The organism is Dermacoccus sp. PE3, assembly GCF_001021715.1.
Classification (GTDB): domain Bacteria; phylum Actinomycetota; class Actinomycetes; order Actinomycetales; family Dermatophilaceae; genus Dermacoccus; species Dermacoccus abyssi.
On record NZ_LDCM01000003.1, the window covers coordinates 336,865 to 355,922 of the forward strand.

A 19,058-nucleotide genomic window follows, 5' to 3' on the forward strand; every position below is an offset into this window, starting at 1 on the left:
CCGTCGATCGGGTCACCAGGGCAGCAATCCGGCTGCAAGAACTGAAACCTCTAAATGAAAGGGGACTTCGGCATGGCCGTCGTCACCATGCGCCAGCTCCTCGAGAGCGGCGTCCACTTCGGACACCAGACCCGTCGTTGGAACCCGAAGATGAAGCGCTTCATCATGACGGAGCGCAACGGCATCTACATCATCGACCTGCAGCAGTCGCTGACCTACATCAACGACGCCTACGAGTTCGTCAAGCAGACGGTCGCCCACGGCGGCACGATCCTGTTCGTCGGCACCAAGAAGCAGGCTCAGGAGTCCATTGCCGAGCAGGCCACCCGCGTCGGCATGCCGTACATCAACCACCGTTGGCTCGGTGGTATGCTCACCAACTTCCAGACGATCAGCAAGCGCCTGACGCGTCTGAAGGAGCTTGAGACCCTCGACTTCGACAACGTTGCCGGCTCCGGCTACACGAAGAAGGAGCTCCTGCTCCTTTCGCGTGAGAAGGCCAAGCTCGAGCTCGTCCTCGGCGGTATCCGTGAGATGAGCAAGGTTCCCTCCGCCGTGTGGATCGTCGACACGAAGAAGGAGCACCTCGCGGTTGACGAGGCCCGCAAGCTCGGCCTCCCCGTCATCGCGATCCTCGACACCAACTGTGACCCCGACGAGGTCGACTACAAGATCCCGGGCAACGACGACGCGATCCGCTCCGTGACGCTGCTGACGCGCGTCATCGCCGACGCCGTTGCCGACGGTCTCATGGCTCGCTCGCAGGGCAAGTCGGGCGACGCCGCCACGACCAACGAGCCGATGGCCGAGTGGGAGCGTGAGCTTCTCGCCTCCGAGGACGCCGCTGCGAAGACCGACACCGAGACGGGCCCCACGTCCGTCAAGGAAGCCGCTGACTCGACGGCCGCCGCCGCGACGAAGGACCCCGCCGAGGCCGCTGCTCTGGCCAAGGCCGAGGAGAAGCAGGCTCAGGCCATCGCCGACTCGCAGGCCTGATTTTCCAGACCTTCACCGCTTCGTCATCCGCCCGCCGTCGCTCTCGACCAGAGTGACGGCGGGCGGGTGACCGAGCACCACCACAGCATTCTTTCGACTCACCGAGGAGCGAAAAACATGGCGAACTACACCGCCGCTGACATCAAGGCGCTGCGCGAAGCAACCGGCGCCGGCATGATGGACGTCAAGAAGGCTCTCGACGAGGCCGAGGGCGACAAGGCCAAGGCCACCGAGATCCTTCGCGTGAAGGGCCTCAAGGGCGTCACGAAGCGTGAGGGCCGCTCGGCCTCCAACGGTCTCGTGACGGCCAAGGTCGAGGGTGGCGTCGGCACCCTCGTCGAGATCAACTGCGAGACGGACTTCGTCGCCAAGGGCGACAAGTTCATCACCCTCGCCGACCAGGTCCTCGCGCAGGCCGTTGCCGTCAAGGCGACGAACGCCGAGGAACTGCTCAAGTCGGACATGAACGGCCAGACCGTCGAGGACGTCCTCAACGAAGCCAACGCCACGATCGGCGAGAAGATCGTCGTCAACCGCGTCGGTCGCCTCGAGGGCGACGTCGTCGTCTCCTACCTGCACAAGACGAGCCCAGACCTCCCGGCTCAGATCGGTGTTCTGGTGGCCGGTTCCGGCGACGAGACGACGCTGCGTGACATCGCGATGCACACGGCCGCGTTCTCCCCCTCGGTTCTCACGCGTGACGAGATCGACGCTGACGTCGTCGAGAACGAGCGTCGCGTCGCGGAGGCCACGGCCAAGGAGGAGGGGAAGCCGGAGGCTGCTCTGCCGAAGATCATCGAAGGCCGTGTCAACGGTTACTTCAAGGAGAACGTGCTGCTCGAGCAGCCGTTCGCCAAGGACGCCAAGAAGTCGGTCGCCAAGGTGGCCGAGGAGGCCGGTGCAGAGGTGAAGGGCTTCCTTCGCTTTAAGGTCGGCGTCTGACAAGCAGGAGGCGAAGGTTGTCGACGTTGCGAGCGCTAGCGAGCTCCGTCGGCGGCCGAAGCCGAGTGCGCAGTCAGACGCCAGAAAAAATAGCGTCTGACTGGTGACCGCACAGACTCAGCCCGCTCCCAGCCCACGCGGCAGGGAGCGGGCTTTGTCGTGCCCAGTGCTCAACCCCACCCGCTACCGTGACCCCATGACCAACCTCACGGCTGAGCTCCCCGCTTCTGTCACCCGCATCGACGGCCTCGACGGCGGCGATGCTCTGCGGGTCGACGGCCTCCGCTCGTCGGGTGTGGTTCAGCTGCACGGAGCGCACGTCACGAGTTTCGTCCCGGTCGGTGGGGACGAGATGTTGTGGATGAGCCCTCTCGCGAAGGCGGGCGCGTCGGCGATCCGTGGTGGCGTGCCGGTCTGTTTCCCCTGGTTCGGGTCGGGTGCTTCGGGTGAGATGAAGCCGTCGCATGGTCCGGCGCGTGTGGTGCCGTGGCGTCTCGTGGAGGTGGACGACGATGCGGAGACCGTGCGGTTGCACTTCGAGTTGTCGCATGCCGATGTCGCGGGTGCCCCGGGCGGTGACCACTGGCCGGAGGGGCTCGTGGCACGCTACGTGGTCACCCTCGGGGAAGCCTTGGCCCTCGAGCTGGGCGCCGTCAACGAGGGCTCCGTGGACGTCACGGTCGAGGCGGCCCTGCACACCTACCTCAGGGTCGCCGACGTGCGGCAGGTCGCCGTCGAGGGCGCCGAGGGTGCCTCGGTGCTCGACCAGCTCACAGGGCGCACGCACACCCAGGACGGTGCCGTCGTGTTCGACGGTGAGGTCGACTCGATCGTCCACCTCGAGGACGCCCCGTTGCGCCTGGTGTCGCGTGACGACGCCGCACGCAGCCTGCTGACGTTGACCCGCGAGGGCAGCGGTGACGTCGTCGTCTGGAATCCGCACATCGAGAAGGCCTCGGCCATGGGCGACGTCCCCCGATGACGCATGGCCGGGCTTCGTCTGCCTCGAAACGGCGAATGTGCGCGACAACGCCGTCACCTTGGCGCCCGGAACCTCCCGCGCCATGCGGGCCACCTATGCGCCGGGGGAGTGACGCTCGTTTCCGCTGGCCGTGACGCGTGTGAAAGTATTGCTCGACGCATGTCCGAGAGCCTGCCAGGAGGCGAAATGAGCGACATTCCGAGCGGTCAGCCGGTCACCGGCGAGACGCGCACCCCCTACACGCGAGTGCTGCTCAAGCTCTCGGGCGAGGTCTTCGGCGGCGGAAGTGTCGGCGTCGACCCCGAGGTCGTGCGTGCGATCGCCCGTCAGATCGCTCCGGCCGTCCGCTCCGGCGTCCAGGTCGCGGTCGTCGTCGGTGGAGGCAACTTCTTCCGCGGCGCCGAACTGCAGCAGAAGGGCATGGACCGCAGCCGCGCCGACTACATCGGCATGCTCGGCACCGTGATGAACTGCCTCGCTCTTCAGGACTTCCTGGAGAAGGAGAACATCGAGACGCGCGTGCAGTCCGCCATCGAGATGACGCAGGTCGCGGAGCCGTATATCCCGCGCCGCGCGATCCGTCACATGGAGAAGGGCCGCGTCGTCATCTTCGGCGCGGGTGCAGGCATGCCGTTCTTCTCCACCGACACCGTCTCGGCCCAGCGTGCGCTCGAGACGCACTGTGACGCCGTGCTCGTCGCGAAGAACGGCGTCGACGGCGTCTACTCCGACGACCCGCGCAAGAACCCCGAGGCGGTCAAGCTCGACACCGTCACGCACGCGGACGCCCTGGCGCGCGGTCTCAAGATCGTCGACGCCGCCGCGTTCAGCCTGTGCATGGAGAACAAGCTGCCCATGGTCGTGTTCGGCATGGAAGGCGAAGGCAACATCACCCGCGCTCTGCAGGGTGAGAAGATCGGAACGTTGGTCGCCGCGTCCTGATTCGGGCGTGCGATCGAGAGAAACGACGAACGGAAGCGAAGCCATGGACATTGACGAGATCCTCCTCGAGGCCGAGGAGAAGATGGACAAGGCGATCGACGCCGCCAAGGAGGACTTCGCGTCCATCCGTACCGGCCGTGCGAACGCCGCCATGTTCAACCGACTGACGGTCGACTACTACGGCGCTCCGACGCCGCTGCAGCAGCTCGCGTCGTTCCAGACGCCCGAGGCGCGCACGATCCTCATCATTCCGTTCGACAAGTCGGCCATCTCCGAGATCGAGAAGACGCTGCGCGACTCCGACCTCGGCGTGAACCCGAGCAACGACGGCAACCAGATCCGCTGCATCCTGCCCGCCCTCACCGAGGAGCGCCGCAAGGACTACATCAAGATGGCCAAGGACAAGGCCGAGAACGGCCGCGTCAGCGTCCGCAACGTGCGCCGCAAGGCGAACCAGGACATCGACAAGCTGGTCAAGGACAAGGAGATCGGCGAGGACGAGGGCGCACGCGCCGAGAAGGACCTCGACGCTCTGACGAAGAAGCGTGTCGACACGATCGACGCGCTCCTCAAGGGCAAGGAATCCGAGCTTCTCGAGGTCTGACCTCGAGTTCGTCCTCGAAAGCCCGATGCCTGCATCAGCAACACCACCGACCCCGCCGCCACCCGGCGCGGGGTCGGTTGCTGCGCCCGCATCGGCTCCGAGGAAGAACAAGGCCGGCCGTGACCTGCGGGCCGCAGTGCTGGCTGCGCTCGTTCTCGGCGGGCTCGTGCTCGTGTCGCTGTTCGTCCGCAAGGAGCTGTTCGTCGTCCTCGCGACGACGGCGTCGGTGATCGGCACGCACGAGCTGCTACGGGTCATGCCGTCGGGCCACTTCCGCCCCTCCTGGGCGCCGACGCTCGTCGCGGCGGCCGTCATTCCCGTGGCGGCCTACGTCATGGGTCCGTCGGCCATGCTGGCCGCGCTCGTCGGCAGCGTGCTCGTGTTCATCCTGTGGGGGGCGCTCGCCAACAAGGACGCCGCCGACACGGCGGCGGCCGCGTTCATCGCCCTCTACGTTCCGGCACTCGTGTCGTTCGCGATGATGCTCCTCCATGCTCCGGACGGCGTGAGCCGCATCATCGTTTTCATCCTCGTGACGATCAGCAGCGACATCGGCGGGTACGCCGCCGGCGTCATGTTCGGCAAGCACCCGATGGCACCTACCGTCAGCCCGAAGAAGTCCTGGGAGGGCTTCGCCGGGTCGTGGGCGAGCTGCGTCGTCGTGGGCGTGCTCTCGGTGACGCTCGTGCTCCACGCTCCCTTCTGGGTGGGCATCCTGCTCGGCTCGGCTGTCGTCGTGGCCGCGACGGCCGGCGACCTGTGCGAGTCGATGATCAAGCGCGACCTCGGCATCAAGGACATGAGCAACCTCATCCCCGGCCACGGCGGCCTCATGGACCGCCTCGACTCGCTCGTGCTCGCCGCGCCCGTGACGTGGGCCGTCCTCACCGCGTTCGCCGCGTGATCCCCGCGAAGGAGACCTTCGATGACCACTGACCTTCCCACCCCCACAACCCGGCCGGCGCCGGGGCAGCTGACGTTCACTGCTCCGCGGCGCGGCAAGCCGCCGCAGCACCTCGCGGACTTCGACCTCGCCGGTCGTCAGGCTTTCGCGAAGGAGCTCGGGCTTCCGGCCTTCCGCGCCAAGCAGGTCTCGACGCACTACTTCGAGCGGTTCGTCGCCGACCCGGCCGAGATGACGGATCTGCCGAAGGCCGGCCGCGAGGAGATCGTCTCGGGTCTCATGCCGCCGCTGCTCACGAGTGTCAAGACGCTCGTCGCCGACGGCGGCAACACGCTCAAGCAGGTTCACCGCCTCCACGACGGTGCGCTCGTCGAGAGCGTCATCATGCGTTACCCGGGCCGCGTCACCATGTGCATCTCGAGCCAGGCCGGCTGCGGCATGAACTGCCCCTTCTGCGCCACGGGCCAGGAGGGCCTCACCCGCAACCTCTCGACGGCCGAGATCGTCGAGCAGGTCGTCGCCGGTGCCCGACTCCTTCGTTCCGGCGAACTGCCCGGCCTCGAGGAGGAGGACCGCGAGCACCCGCTGCGCGTGAGCAACGTCGTGTTCATGGGCATGGGGGAGGCGCTCGCCAACTACCGCCGCGCCATCGACGCCATCAAGCGCCTCACGGCCCCGGCCCCCGAGGGCCTCGGCATGTCGGCGCGCGGCATCACGATGTCGACCGTCGGGCTGGCGCCGGCCATCGACAAGCTCGCCGCGGAAGGCATCCCGGTGACGTTGGCGCTCTCGCTCCATGCGCCCGACGACGAACTGCGCAACGAACTCGTGCCGATCAACACGCGCTGGAGCGTCGACGAGGCGCTGGATGCGGCCTACCGCTACTTCAAGACCACCGGCCGGCGCGTCAGCATCGAGTACGCCCTCATCAAGGACATCAACGACCAGGGCTGGCGCGCTGACCTGCTCGCCAAGAAGCTCAACGCGCGCGGCAAGGGCTGGGTGCACGTCAACCCGATTCCGCTCAACCCGACGCCGGGGTCGAAGTGGACGGCGTCGCGCAAGGGCGTCGAGCAGAACTTCGTCGAGCGCCTGCGCGCCGGGGGCATCCCGACGACGGTGCGTGACACGCGCGGTTCCGACATCGACGGCGCGTGCGGTCAGCTGGCCGCGAGCACGGCCTGAGTCACGCGGATCATCCCGCGAGCCGCGCTGAGGAAGGCTCGCGAGACGCCTTCCCGGCCATAGCCGGGCCGAGGTTACGCGGACCCGCAACCTCGTCAGATCGATCGAAGAAGACCCCATGAGCGAAGCCGGACGCGAGTTCGTCCTCACCGTCAGCTGCCCCGACCGCACCGGCATCACGCATGCCGTCTCCGGGGTGGCGCTTGAGAACGACCTGTCGATCGCCGACAGCCAGCAGTTCGCCGACCCGACGTCGGGGGAGTTCCACCTGCGTATGCACCTCACGCGCCAGGGGGAGCCCACGGATGTCGAGACGGTGCGGGAGTCGTTCGCGCGCGTCGTCGAGGAGTTCGACATGACGCTCGGTTTGCACGACGCCAGCGAACGTCAGCGGGTCGTGCTCATGGTGAGCAGGCAGGGGCACTGCCTCAACGACCTGTTGTTCCGTGTCTCCACGGGACAGCTGCCCATCGACGTCGTCGCCATCGTGAGCAACCACGAGGACTTCCGGGGCGTCGCCGAGTGGTACGGGCTGCCGTTCCACCACGTGCCGGTGACGAAGGAGACCAAGCCGCAGGCCGAGGCGGAGCTCCTGCGCATCATCGAGGAGACGAAGGCCGACACGGTCGTGCTCGCGCGGTACATGCAGGTGCTCTCGGAGGACCTGTGCGCGCGTCTGTCAGGGCGAGTCATCAACATCCACCACTCGCTCCTGCCGAGCTTCAAGGGCGCCAAGCCGTACACGCAGGCGCACGAGCGCGGCGTCAAGGTGATCGGTGCGACGGCGCACTACGTGACGGCAGACCTCGACGAGGGGCCGATCATCGAGCAGGACTTCCGCCGCGTCGACCACCGCATGACGCCCGCCCAGCTGTCGACCGCGGGTCAGGAACTCGAGGCGATGGCGCTCGCGCGTGCTCTCATGTGGCACGTCGAACACCGCGTGGTGCTGCGCGGGCGCCGCACCGTCGTCTTCGCCTGATCGCTCGTCACGTCAGGCCCGCGCGAGCACGATGTCGAGCGCCTCACCCGGCGTCTCGACGAGGTGCAGGTGTTCGGCGAATCGCTTGCCTTCGCTCAGCGCTGTGAGCGCCGGCCACACCGGAACCATTTCGGTCCACTGCCGCTGCCCGACCAGGACGAGGTCGGGCAGCGGCGCGTCGTCGGGGGCGTAGTAGAGCGGCGTGACGCTCTGGAAGATCTCCTGCACCGTGCCGGCTGCGCCCTCGAGGACGACGACCGCGTCGTTCGAACCCGCGAGGAGGTCGTCCTCGCGCAGCGCGTTCGAGAAGTACTTGGCGATGGCATCACCGAACACGTTGGGAGGCTCGTGGCCGTAGAACCACGTCGGGATGCCGACGCTGCGCAGGTCGTCGCCCGAGCCGAGCAGCTCCTTCGCGCGGAATCCTGCGCTCGCCCACGCGCCGATGTCCGGGCGGAACGAGGGCACCTGCGCCACGACATCGAGGGCCTCGTCGAGTCGCCCCGTGCGATCCGCGGCGCCGAGGTTGGCCGCCTCCATCGCGCCCGGCCCGCCGCCGGTCAGAACGACGAGGCCTGCGTCCGCGAGACGCCGCGCAAGGTGCGCGATCTCCAGGAAGGCAGCCTCGTCACGTGACATCGCGTGCCCACCCATGATGCCGACCGTGCGCCGACCGTCGAGGGCCTCCTGGAGCGCGTCGCGCATCGAGTCGTCGTGGAGCGCTCGTAGCGCCGTCGCGTAGGCGTCGTGACGGGCCGCGCAGTCACCGAACCACGCGTAGGCGCGGGCGTCGGGAGTCGCCTCGTACCCGGACGGCTCCAGGCCGTCGTACAGCTCGGTGGGGGAGTAGAGCGCGTGACGATAGGCGTCCACCGGCGCGCCGGGGTCCGCCGGAAAGATGATGGCGCCCCGGCGCGTGAGATCCATGGCGAGATCGCCCGGTACCTGACCGCCCAGCACGACGAGGCCGTCGAAGCGGTCCGCCGCCTCGCGCAGGCGGGTGCCCGCCGAACCGCTCAGGTCGACGTTCTGCAGTCGGAAGCCGTCGAGGCTGACGGAACCGTCGAGGGCCTCGTCGAGCTCGGCCGCCGAATGGATTTCGCGAAGCATGCGCCAACCTTGGCACAAACGTCGGGATGAACTCACGCGTAACCCGTTGGCGGCGGGCAGGATGTGTTCATGGCCGACAACGATGTGACCTACGCCGAGACGTACCAGCGCAGCATCGACGACCCCGAGGGTTTCTGGCTCGAGGCTGCCCGGGGCGTCGACTGGATCTCGCCGCCGAAGCAGGCGCTCGATTCGAGCAGCGCCCCGCTCTACCGCTGGTTTCCCGGGGCCCGGCTCAACACCTGTTACAACGCGCTCGACCGTCACGTCATCGCAGGCAATGCCGACGAGCTCGCGCTCATCCACGACAGCGCCGTCACCGGCGAGGTGCGCACCTTCACGTACGCGCAGCTCCTCGATGAGGTGGCCCGTGCGGCCGGTGTGCTCCAGGCCCTCGGCGTGGAGAAGGGCGACCGCGTCGTCATCTACATGCCGATGATCCCCGAGGCGGTCATCTCGATGCTCGCGTGCGCCCGCGTCGGCGCCGTGCACTCCGTGGTGTTCGGTGGCTTCGCGGCATCCGAGCTCGCTGCCCGCATCGACGACGCGCAGCCGAAGGTCGTCCTGTCGGCCAGCTGCGGCGTCGAGCGCACACGCATCGTCGAGTACAAGCCGATGCTGGACGCCGCCCTCGAGAAGGCGACGCACGAGGTGTCCCATTGCGTCATCGTCCAGCGCCCGCAGTACGAGGCCGAGATGGGCGAGCGCGACTTCGACTGGGAGAAGGTCATGGCGCCGGGCGCGGTGCAGCCCGCCGGGTGCGTCGCCGTCGAGGCCACCGATCCGCTCTACGTGCTCTACACCTCCGGAACCACCGGTCGCCCCAAGGGCATCGTGCGCGACAACGGCGGTCACGCCGTGGCGCTCACGTGGTCGATGGCGAACATCTACGGCATGCGCACCGGCGACGTCTGGTTCACGGCAAGCGACGTCGGCTGGGTCGTGGGGCACTCCTACATCGTCTACGCGCCGCTCTTCGCGGGCCTCGCCACAGTGCTCTACGAGGGCAAGCCGGTGGGCACGCCCGACGCCGGAGCTTTCTGGCGCGTCATCGAGCAACACAAGGTGGCGGGCCTGTTCACCGCCCCCACCGCCATTCGGGCCATCAAGAAGGAAGACCCGAACGCGGAGCTCCTTGCCGAACGAGACATCTCGACGCTTCGGACGCTGTTCCTCGCGGGCGAACGCCTCGACCCCGACACCTACACGTGGGCGCACGAGAAGCTCGGCGTTCCCGTCGTCGACAACTGGTGGCAGACCGAGACCGGCTGGCCGATCGTGGCGAACCCCACGGGCATCGAGACCTTCGAGGCCAAGCCGGGCTCGGCGACCAAGCCGATCCCCGGCTACGACGTCCAGGTACTCGCCCCCGACGGTACGGTGCTCGAACCGAACACCGAGGGCGCCGTCTGCATCAAGCTGCCGCTGCCGCCCGGCACCCTGCCCACGCTGTGGCAGGACGACGAGCGCTACGTCAGCTCCTACCTCGCCGCCTTCGACGGCTACTACCTCACCGGTGACGGCGGGTACATCGACGAGGACGGGTACGTGTGGATCATGGGCCGCACCGACGACGTGCTCAACGTCGCGGGCCACCGGCTCTCGACAGGCTCACTGGAGGCGGCGCTTGCAGGCCACCCCGCGGTGGCCGAGTGCGCCGTCATCGGTGTGGCCGATCCGCTCAAGGGGCAGGTGCCGCGCGCTCTCGTCGTGTTGAAGTCGGGACGGGAGTTCAGTGACGCCGAGATCGATGCCCTCGCGGACGAACTGCGCACACGGGTGCGTGACGAGGTGGGCGCGCTCGCTTCGCTGAGTGCGGTCGATGTCGTCCAGGCGCTGCCCAAGACTCGCTCGGGCAAGATCCTGCGCAAGACGATGCGTCAGATGGCCGACGGCGAGACGCCGCAGGTGCCGCGCACGATCGAGGACGCGGGCGTGCTGGACGCCCTGTCCGGAGTGCTCGGCACCCGCGGTGACTGAGGGCGTCAGGAAAGCTTCGTCGCCTCGAGCGTGAAGTCACGCGCGCGCAGGCGCTCGACGTACGGCATGCCGAGTGCGACCGCAGGAGTCAACACGCCGCCGTCGGCGCCGGTCGGCAGCTGCGGCAGGTCGCCTTCGGCCAGCGTGAGCGCGGCCTCGGCGAGCATGACGACGGTGGCGTTGTACCCCGGGTCGCCCTGGGCCGCCACGACGCCGCGGTAGCGTGCGCCCGTCGTCGTGGTGGTGCGCAGGTCCATGCGGAAGAAGCCGTTGACGCGAGACTTCTCGTCCGGCCCACTGCCCGGCTTGGGCACGAGGCGTTCCACGATCGGGCGAGCCTTCTGGCTGCCCAGCGCCGCGAAACCGCCCGCCAGGGCACCCGCGATGGCGTAGGCGCGCAGGCGTCCCTTGAGGCCGGCTCCGGCCTTCATCACCTCGCGGTAGTGGAACGTCTTGCCGTATCCGTGGCCGAACAGGGCGTTGCTGCGGCGCACGATGCGCGTGTTGTACGAGGCCATGACGAACGGCGCAGTCCAGGCCTCGAGGTCCTCCGAGTAACCGACCTTGAGCGAGTCCTTGTACTCGCCCTCGGGCTCGGCGGCGCGATCGGGGGAGAGGGAGAACTTGTCGCCCGCGATCTTGCGGCGTTCGGGCTGCGAGGCCATGTCGTCGGCCTGCTGAATGGCCGAGGCGACGGTGCCGCCGCTCATCCCGCCCTTCATCGAGGCGTAGACCGTGGTGTCCCCGAGGTCGCCGTCGTCGGCGTCACGAACGGTCTGTGCGGTGAGGAAGGCCGCCAGGTCGGACGGCACCGAGTCGTAACCACACGAATTAACGATGCGGGCGCCCGAAGCCCGGGCCGCCTCGTCGTAGTGGTCGATGCAGTCGCGGGCGAAGAGCACCTCACCGGTGAGGTCGACGTAGTGCGTGCCCGCGGTGGCGCAGGCGCCGACGAGGGGCAAGCCGTAACGCGCGTACGGGCCGACGGTGGAGATGACGACACGGGTGCTCTCGGCGAGAGCTCGCAGCGACGCCTCGTCGTTCGAATCGGCCTCGACGATGCCCCATCCCGCGGCGTTCGCGCCAAGATTCTGACGAACCGTCTCAACTTTGGAGCGGGTGCGCCCGGCGAGGGCGATTCGGGTGCCGGCGGGTGCGTGGGCGGCCAGGTCTGCGGCTACGAGCTCCCCGACGAATCCTGTTGCGCCGAAGAGAATTACGTCGAATTCACGATCTGTTGAGGTCATGTCGTCGAGCCTACCGGCTCGCCTGCGGCGAGGCCGATTGCCTCGTGATTCGTCTCAACTGGGAATCCGCCCGAGATGTGTGCCAATCTGTCCGCATGATGGATGGTGACGCATGGCACTGAGCGCATTCGAGCTCTATTCGATCGGAATCGGGCCCTCCTCCTCACACACCGTCGGCCCGATGAGGGCAGCCGCACGCTTCCTCGACGTCCTGCGAAGCGAAGGCCACTTCGACGACGCGGCCCGAGTGCAGGTCGAACTCTGCGGCTCGCTCGGGCAGACGGGCCACGGCCACGGTTCCGACAAGGCCGTCGTCCTCGGACTCATGGGGGAGGACCCGGAGACGGTCGACACCGACACTGCGGACGACCGCTTCCGTGAGGTCAAGGAGTCGCACCGCATCATGTTGGGCGGCACGCGCGAGCTTCCGCTCGACGACGAAGACCTCGTGCTGCACCGTCGCAAGACGTTGCCCGGCCACCCCAACGGCATGATCGCCCGCGCCCTCGACGACGCCGGCAACACCCTCGTCGAGCGCGTCTACTACTCCGTCGGTGGCGGCTTCGTCGTCGACGAGGACGCCCTCGGCGCCGACCGCGTCGTCCAGGACACGACGCAGGTCGAGTTCCCCTTCTCCACCGGCAAGGAACTGCTCGCCGTGTGTGAGCGCACGGGTCTGTCGATCAGCGACGTCATGCTGCGCAACGAACTCGCGTGGCGCTCCGCCGACGAGGTGCGCGCCGGCATGCTGCACCTGTGGTCCGTCATGGACCAGTGCATCGAGAACGGCTTCTCCACCGAGGGCACGCTGCCCGGCGGCCTCAAGGTCCCGCGCCGCGCCCCCGCGATCCGTCGCGCCCTCAACGCCCAGGTCGGCCCCGGCGACCACGTCGACCCGCTCGACATCATGGACTGGGTCAACCTGTTCGCCATGGCCGTCAACGAGGAGAACGCCGCCGGCGGCCGCGTCGTCACCGCGCCGACGAACGGCGCCGCGGGCGTCATCCCCGCGGTGCTGAAGTACTACACGACCTTCGTGCGTGGCGCTGACGACGACGGCATCGTGCGCTTCATGCTCACCGCCGCCGCCATCGGCATCCTCTTCAAGGAGAACGCCTCCATCTCCGGCGCCGAGGTCGGCTGCCAGGGCGAGGTCGGCTCCGCCTGCGCCATGGCCTCCGGAGCGCTCTGCGAAGTTCTCGGCGGAAACCCGGAACAGGTCGAGAACGCCGCCGAAATCGGCATCGAACACAACCTCGGCCTCACGTGCGACCCCGTCGGCGGCCTCGTGCAGATCCCCTGCATCGAGCGCAACGCCATCGCAGCGGTCAAAGCCATCAACGCCGCGCGCCTGTCCAAGCGCGGCGACGGCAAACACACCGTCAGCCTCGACCAGGCCATGAAGACGATGCGCGAAACCGGCCGCGACATGAGCATCAAGTACAAGGAGACGGCCCGCGGCGGGCTCGCGGTGAACGTCATCGAGTGCTGAGTCCTCCCTTGCGCCGTCTTGCGGCCAGGCCCTAGGGGGCCTGTCTCGGTGCGACGGCGCTTCGGGCGTCTTCGCGACTGAGTGAGCGACCTTCCGCCTCGCAAGCTCGGCGGTCGGTTCGCTCACTCAGTCGCTCGACGGGTCCGCTTCCAGCGTGGTGCTGTTTCCGAAGAGTGTTGCGGCTTCCGTTCTTCGGCTGGCTATTTTGCCGTGGTCATCTTGTTCGCGGTCAGGGCGTTGACGATGTCGCGGATGTGCTTGTCGAGGCTTGGGCTGCCAGCTGCTCCAAGGCCGCGAGGTGGCCGTTCAGGGCCATGCGACCCGCCTTCGTGAGCGTCACCCACGTCGTCGGCCGCTTGCCCTTCGCACCCTCGCGGCGCAGCGAAACGTAGCCCGCCTCCGAGAGCGTCTTCAGGTGCTTGCTCAACACGCTGTCCGCCACGTCCAGATCCTCGCGCAGACCCTGGAACCCCGCGCTGGCGACCGGCGCCAACATGACGCAGATGCGCAACCGGATCGGCGCGTGAACCACCTCGTCGAACGCCGGCGTCACAGCGCTCAACGCGACGCCGCCTGCACGCCGCCCGAACGGATCCCGTCACGCAGAGCCTCGTCGACTCGTCGTCCCATGACGACCGTGGCAACGAACGCGAGCGCCGCTGCGACGACGTTCACGCCGTAACTCCAGTCGAACGCGCCGCGCAAAACGGCTACAGCCATGCACTCGACGAGGACGACGACGTAGCCGATCCACCAGTGTCGCGCCGAGCCGCGTGCCTGGGCGGGACCGACCCACACGTTCGTTCGATCGCGGTAGGTCCGCACCAGAGCGCCCATGGTCGCTGCGGCGAGAAGGCACACCACGAGCATGACCGCCACGCCGGTGGGCGACGTGCCGAGACCCACGGCGAGGCACACGGCGGCAACGGCAAGGCCCAGCGTGGGGTGGTACCAGCGCGGCGTGACGAGACGATCGGCCGTGCGCTCACGCGTCAGCTGCACGTCCCGAAGGGCTTCCTGAGCTTCCATGTGATTTTCCATGGTGGAAAGTTTACCCCTGACTTTCCGATATGGAAAGTGTGAGCCTCGAAATCGGTGGTGCGCGGACGGCAGGCGTCAGCATCGTCGGTGGGGGATTGTCGGAGCCGTCCGTCACAATGGACGACGTGACAACGCAGCGCACCGTCTCCCTCCTCGGTTCCACCGGCTCGATCGGCACTCAGGCGTGCCAGATCGTCCGGGCCAACCCCGAGCGCTTCCGCATCGTCGCGCTCAGCGCGGGCGGACGTGACCTCGAGCTCGTCGCACAGCAGGCCGTCGAGTTCGACGTCGAGCTCGTCGGCATCGCAGCGGGTGACCGGGCGAAGCTCGAGAGCCTCATCGCCGATGCCGCCCAGGCGACGGGCAAGCGCGCGGTCAGCCGTGTCGTCGTAGGCGACGACGCCTCCGTCCGCACGGCCGGTGTCGGAACCGACGTCGTCCTCAACGGCATCACCGGTTCCATCGGCCTGCGCCCCACCGTCGCCGCCCTCGAAGCGGGCAGCACGTTGGCGCTCGCGAACAAGGAGTCGCTCATCGTTGGCGGCCCGATCGTCAAGAAGCTCGAGAAGCCCGGACAGATCGTTCCGGTCGACTCCGAGCACTCGGCCATCGCACAGTCGCTCACCTCCGGCGCCGCGCACGAGGTGCGCAAGCTCGTCGTCACCGCCAGCGGCGGCCCCTTCCGCGGCATGACGCGCGAGCAACTCGGCGACGTCACGCCCGAGCAGGCGCTCAAACACCCCAACTTCGCCATGGGCAGGGTCATCACGACCAACTCGGCCACCCTCGTCAACAAGGGCCTCGAGGTCATCGAGGCGCACCTGCTCTTCGACATCCCCATCGAGCGGGTCGAGACGGTCGTGCACGCCCAGCAGTACATCCACTCGATGGTCGAGTTCCACGACGGCGCGGTTGTCGCTCAACTCGGTCTGCCGACGATGCTCGTGCCCATCGCCATGGGGCTCGACTGGCCGCACCGCATCCCTGACGTCGAAACGCCGATCGACTGGACCAAGGCCATGAACTGGACCTTCGAACCCCTCGACGACGAGGCGTTCCCCGCCGTGCGCCTCGCTCGTGAGGTCGGCGCCGCCGGGGCTACCTATCCGGCGGTCTACAACGCCGCGAACGAGGAGTGCGTCGAGGCCTTCCACGATCGGCGCATCGGGTTCCTCGACATCGTCGACACCGTGGAGAAGGTCGTCGGGCAACACACAGCAACGAGTGGTGAACTCGACGTCGACGGCGTCCTCGCCGCCGAGACGTGGGCACGAGCCGCAGCCCACGATGCAATCGACAAGGTGGCCCGCTGATGTTGTTCCTCGCCGGTGTGCTCTTCATGGTTGCGGGCGTCGCGCTCTCGATCGCCCTGCACGAATGCGGGCACATGCTGCCCGCGAAGAAGTTCGGCGTGCGCGTGCCGCAGTACATGATCGGCTTCGGCCCGACCATCTGGTCGCGCCACGGAAAGGAGACCGAGTACGGCATCAAGGGCATTCCGCTCGGTGGCTACGTGCGCATGATCGGTATGTATCCACCGAAGGCGGGCGATCCCGAAGGCACCGTGCGGGCTTCGTCGACCGGCCGCTTCACCCAACTCGCCGACGAGGTGCGTGAGCAGTCGTACGAGGAGATGCGCCCCGGCGACGAGAACCGGGTGTTCTACAAGCTCAAGACATGGCAGAAGGTCACGGTCATGTTCGGCGGGCCGTTCATGAACCTCGTCATCGCCGCCGTCGTGCTCGTCGTCATGGTCTCCGGCGTCGGCATGCCCAAGCTCGCCGGAACCAAGGTGACCTCGCTCACCACGTGTCTGACGAAGGTCGCCGACGGCGCGGAGTGCCCCGCCGGTCAGGAAGCACCGGCCGCCTCGAGCGGCATCAAGCTCGGTGACGAGATCGTCTCCGTCGCCGGTCAGAAGGTCTCGAGCAATCGCGACGCCACGCGCGTCATTCGGGAAAATGGCGACAAGCCCATTCCGTTCGTCGTGGAGCGTGACGGCAAGAACGTCACGCTCACCGTCACCCCGAAGAAGACGAAGGTCGTCAAGCTCGACGGAAAGGGCGACCCCGTCACCGACGCCACCGGCAAGGACGTCATGGTCGACGCCGGATTCGTCGGGCTGTCGATCGGGCAGGTCACCCTTCAGCGCGACAACCCGGCGGCCGCCGTGCCGATGCTCGGCGAGAGCCTCAAGCAGACCGCCGGCGTCGTGCTCAACATTCCCTCCAAGATGCAGGGCGTTGCCAAGGCGGCGTTCGGTGACGAGGCGCGCGACCCGAACGGGCCGATTTCCGTCGTCGGTGTCACGCGCATCGCCGGTGATGTGGCGGAGTCGAAGCAGGTGGAGCTCGGGCAAAAGGTGCTCTTGCTGCTCAATCTCCTGGCCTCGCTCAACCTGGCGCTCTTCGTCTTCAACCTCATCCCGCTCATGCCCCTCGACGGTGGCCACATCGCGGGTGCCCTGTGGGAGGCGATCAAGCGCCCCATCGCCCGTGCTCGTGGGATCACCGGGCCGGTCTACGCCGACGTGACGAAGGCTCTGCCCATCGCGTACGCCGTCTCGATCCTGCTCATCGGCATGTCGGTGCTGCTCATCTACGCCGACGTCGTCAAGCCGATCACGTTCAACTGATCGGGACGTACCGCTCAGAAGTTGGCGTGCATCCGCCAGACGAGCACCTCGGTGACGTCGTCGCTCGCCGAACGCGCCGTGAGGGCGCCGGTCCACGAGCCGCGCACGGCATCACCCTCGCCCGCCTCGATCGAGGTGTCGACGTCGTCGGCCCTCACCTCGAGTGCGCCTCGCGTGACGTAGAGGTGCGTGTGCGGCGCGGCAGCAAACGAGACCTCGCGACCCGGTAGAACTCTGGCGATGTCGAGGGCCACCCAGTGGTTGGCGATGCCGAGTCCCGGCTCCTCGCCCTCACGCCCGGACAGCGCGGTCACGGCACGGCCCTCCTGCGCGGCCTCGTCGAGCGCGTCACTCAGGTGGCGCTGCGCGTAGGCAGGGCGAAGGCGCGGGGTGTCCGGCGGCACCCACATCTGAACGACGCGCGCGGGGTCTGAGTCACTCGGGTTGAGTTCGGAGTGCAGGATGCCGGTGCCCGCGCTCATGCGCTGCATCGTGCCTGCGGTGAGGTGCGCGGTGTGCCCGGCGGTGTCGGTGTGGCGTACCTCGCCCTCGACGACCCACGTGACGATCTCCATCTCGCTGTGGCGGTGCGGGTCGACGCCACCGCCCGGATCAATGATGTCGTCGTTGTGCACGAGGAGTGCGCCGTGCGCGTACCTGGCGAGGTCGAAGTTGCCCGCGAACGGGAAGGAGAAGCGCCCGAGCATCCCGTCGACGCGCTGCTCCGAGCGCTCACTCGCCGGGTACAGACGCATCAGAGGCTGAGGGGTCGTCACGTTCGGGCCAACGTCCGCCGGGCAGAGGCGATTCCCAGCCGGCGGGGAGCGGGCATCCTATCGGCAGGCTTAGGATTGGCGCATGCCGGTTTCTCTTGGGATGCCCTCGGCCCCCGCACCTGTCCTCGCGCCCCGCCGCAAGACCCGCAAGATCAAGGTCGGCAAGGTCGACGTCGGTGGTGACGCACCCATCTCCGTGCAGTCGATGACGACGACGCCGACGACGGACATCAACGCCACGCTCCAGCAGATCGCCGAGCTCACGGCGTCTGGTTGCGACATCGTGCGCGTGGCCTGCCCGAGCCAGGACGACGCGGAGGCGCTGCCCGCCATCGCTCGCAAGGCGCAGATCCCCGTCATCGCCGACATTCACTTCCAGCCCAAGTACGTCTACGCCGCCATCGAGGCGGGCTGTGCAGGTGTGCGCGTCAACCCGGGCAACATCCGCAAGTTCGACGACCAGGTCAAGCAGATCGCCAAGGAGGCGAAGGACGCGGGTGTCTCCATCCGCATCGGCGTCAACGCCGGTTCGCTCGACAAGCGTCTGCTCGAGAAGTACGGCAAGCCGACCGCTGAGGCGCTCGTCGAGTCGGCCGTCTGGGAGGCGAGCCTCTTCGAGGAGCACGACTTCCACGACTTCAAGATCTCGGTCAAGCACAACGACCCGGTCGTCATGGTGCGCGCCTACGAGATGCTCGCCGAGCGCGGCGACTGGCCGCTCCACCTCGGCGTCACGGAGGCCGGCCCCGCCTTCCAGGGCACGATCAAGTCCGCCACGGCGTTCGGCGCCCTGCTCTCGCGCGGCATCGGCGACACGATCCGCGTCAGCCTGTCGGCCCCGCCGGTCGAAGAGGTCAAGGTCGGCAACCAGATCCTGCAGTCGCTCAACCTCAAGCCACGCAAGCTCGAGATCGTGAGCTGCCCCAGCTGTGGCCGTGCGCAGGTCGACGTCTACACGCTCGCCGAGCAGGTGACGAAGGGCCTCGAAGGCATGGAGGTGCCGTTGCGCGTCGCCGTCATGGGCTGCGTCGTCAACGGTCCGGGCGAGGCCCGTGAGGCCGACCTCGGCGTCGCCTCCGGTAACGGCAAGGGCCAGATCTTCGTCAAGGGTGAGGTCATCAAGACGGTGCCCGAGTCGCAGATCGTCGAAACCCTCATCGAAGAGGCCATGCGCATCGCCGAGGAGATGGGCGAGGACGCCGAGGGCGGCGCGCCCTCGGTCTCCGTCAGCTGACGCCCC

18 protein-coding genes are annotated in these 19,058 nt (G+C 67.8%); 13 read left to right on the forward strand and 5 right to left on the reverse strand.

The genetic code is table 11. The annotated features are described in order from the left end of the window. The first annotated feature begins 72 nt into the window (after nucleotides 1-72). The 8 genes from rpsB (at nucleotide 73) to purU (ending at nucleotide 7,537) form a co-directional block, all read left to right on the forward strand. Nucleotides 73-996: a 30S ribosomal protein S2 gene (gene rpsB, locus AA983_RS09455; protein ID WP_047311991.1), complete on the forward strand. Its 924-nt coding sequence runs from the start codon at nucleotides 73-75 to the stop codon at nucleotides 994-996. Nucleotides 997-1,113: 117 nt separating this feature from the next. Continuing rightward, nucleotides 1,114-1,938 carry a translation elongation factor Ts gene (gene tsf, locus AA983_RS09460; RefSeq protein ID WP_047311992.1) on the forward strand — a complete coding sequence of 275 codons (825 nt, stop codon included), beginning with the start codon at nucleotides 1,114-1,116 and terminating at the stop codon, nucleotides 1,936-1,938. A gap of 196 nt (nucleotides 1,939-2,134) precedes the next feature. After that, entirely contained in the window at nucleotides 2,135-2,920 is a 786-nt protein-coding gene (locus AA983_RS09465) for a D-hexose-6-phosphate mutarotase (protein WP_156170323.1), read from the forward strand. A 186-nt stretch (nucleotides 2,921-3,106) separates the two neighbouring features. Then, entirely contained in the window at nucleotides 3,107-3,862 is a 756-nt protein-coding gene (pyrH, locus tag AA983_RS09470; RefSeq protein ID WP_047311994.1) for a UMP kinase, read from the forward strand. A 43-nt stretch (nucleotides 3,863-3,905) separates the two neighbouring features. Next, on the forward strand, nucleotides 3,906-4,466 hold the full coding sequence (gene frr, locus AA983_RS09475; protein WP_047311995.1) for a ribosome recycling factor: 561 nt from the start codon (nucleotides 3,906-3,908) through the stop codon (nucleotides 4,464-4,466). A 25-nt stretch (nucleotides 4,467-4,491) separates the two neighbouring features. Continuing rightward, nucleotides 4,492-5,370 (forward strand): phosphatidate cytidylyltransferase, encoded by an 879-nt coding sequence (locus AA983_RS09480; RefSeq protein WP_047311996.1) that lies wholly within the window; start codon nucleotides 4,492-4,494, stop codon nucleotides 5,368-5,370. A gap of 21 nt (nucleotides 5,371-5,391) precedes the next feature. Continuing rightward, nucleotides 5,392-6,555, forward strand: coding sequence for a 23S rRNA (adenine(2503)-C(2))-methyltransferase RlmN (gene rlmN / locus AA983_RS09485; RefSeq protein WP_047311997.1), 1,164 nt, complete (start codon nucleotides 5,392-5,394; stop codon nucleotides 6,553-6,555). A 118-nt stretch (nucleotides 6,556-6,673) separates the two neighbouring features. Further along, entirely contained in the window at nucleotides 6,674-7,537 is an 864-nt protein-coding gene (gene purU, locus AA983_RS09490; protein WP_047311998.1) for a formyltetrahydrofolate deformylase, read from the forward strand. Nucleotides 7,538-7,549: 12 nt separating this feature from the next. Here the strand turns inward: purU and AA983_RS09495 are convergent, their stop codons facing one another. Further along, nucleotides 7,550-8,647, reverse strand: coding sequence for an LOG family protein (locus AA983_RS09495; RefSeq protein WP_047311999.1), 1,098 nt, complete (start codon nucleotides 8,645-8,647; stop codon nucleotides 7,550-7,552). Between the two features lie 69 nt (nucleotides 8,648-8,716). Between AA983_RS09495 and AA983_RS09500 the strand changes: the two genes are divergently transcribed. Continuing rightward, the gene (locus AA983_RS09500) at nucleotides 8,717-10,627 is read left to right on the forward strand and encodes a propionyl-CoA synthetase (protein WP_047312207.1); all 1,911 of its coding nucleotides are present in this window, start codon (nucleotides 8,717-8,719) and stop codon (nucleotides 10,625-10,627) included. A 5-nt stretch (nucleotides 10,628-10,632) separates the two neighbouring features. On the opposite strand, the gene AA983_RS09505 is transcribed toward AA983_RS09500, so the two are convergent. Further along, nucleotides 10,633-11,874, reverse strand: coding sequence for a trans-acting enoyl reductase family protein (locus tag AA983_RS09505; protein ID WP_047312000.1), 1,242 nt, complete (start codon nucleotides 11,872-11,874; stop codon nucleotides 10,633-10,635). Between the two features lie 112 nt (nucleotides 11,875-11,986). Here AA983_RS09505 and AA983_RS09510 point away from each other — a divergent pair, with 112 nt between their 5' ends. After that, a complete protein-coding gene (locus AA983_RS09510; protein WP_047312001.1) occupies nucleotides 11,987-13,366 on the forward strand; it encodes an L-serine ammonia-lyase in 1,380 nt (459 codons plus the stop codon). A 229-nt stretch (nucleotides 13,367-13,595) separates the two neighbouring features. On the opposite strand, the gene AA983_RS09515 is transcribed toward AA983_RS09510, so the two are convergent. Both AA983_RS09515 and AA983_RS09520 read right to left on the reverse strand, forming a co-directional pair. Then, nucleotides 13,596-13,919, reverse strand: coding sequence for a transcriptional regulator (locus tag AA983_RS09515; RefSeq protein WP_047312002.1), 324 nt, complete (start codon nucleotides 13,917-13,919; stop codon nucleotides 13,596-13,598). A 5-nt stretch (nucleotides 13,920-13,924) separates the two neighbouring features. Next, nucleotides 13,925-14,407: a hypothetical protein gene (locus AA983_RS09520; RefSeq protein WP_156170325.1), complete on the reverse strand. Its 483-nt coding sequence runs from the start codon at nucleotides 14,405-14,407 to the stop codon at nucleotides 13,925-13,927. A 116-nt stretch (nucleotides 14,408-14,523) separates the two neighbouring features. Between AA983_RS09520 and dxr the strand changes: the two genes are divergently transcribed. Next, nucleotides 14,524-15,720 (forward strand): 1-deoxy-D-xylulose-5-phosphate reductoisomerase, encoded by a 1,197-nt coding sequence (dxr, locus tag AA983_RS09525; protein ID WP_047312208.1) that lies wholly within the window; start codon nucleotides 14,524-14,526, stop codon nucleotides 15,718-15,720. Further along, complete coding sequence (locus AA983_RS09530; RefSeq protein ID WP_047312004.1) at nucleotides 15,720-17,042, forward strand: RIP metalloprotease; 1,323 nt, start codon at nucleotides 15,720-15,722, stop codon at nucleotides 17,040-17,042. Before dxr ends, AA983_RS09530 begins: the two co-directional genes overlap by 1 nt. A gap of 14 nt (nucleotides 17,043-17,056) precedes the next feature. Here AA983_RS09530 and AA983_RS09535 read toward each other — a convergent pair whose 3' ends face one another. Further along, a complete protein-coding gene (locus AA983_RS09535; RefSeq protein WP_047312005.1) occupies nucleotides 17,057-17,797 on the reverse strand; it encodes a pirin family protein in 741 nt (246 codons plus the stop codon). Between the two features lie 103 nt (nucleotides 17,798-17,900). Here AA983_RS09535 and ispG point away from each other — a divergent pair, with 103 nt between their 5' ends. Then, the gene (ispG, locus tag AA983_RS09540) at nucleotides 17,901-19,052 is read left to right on the forward strand and encodes a flavodoxin-dependent (E)-4-hydroxy-3-methylbut-2-enyl-diphosphate synthase (RefSeq protein ID WP_047312006.1); all 1,152 of its coding nucleotides are present in this window, start codon (nucleotides 17,901-17,903) and stop codon (nucleotides 19,050-19,052) included. The last annotated feature ends 6 nt before the right edge of the window (nucleotides 19,053-19,058 follow it).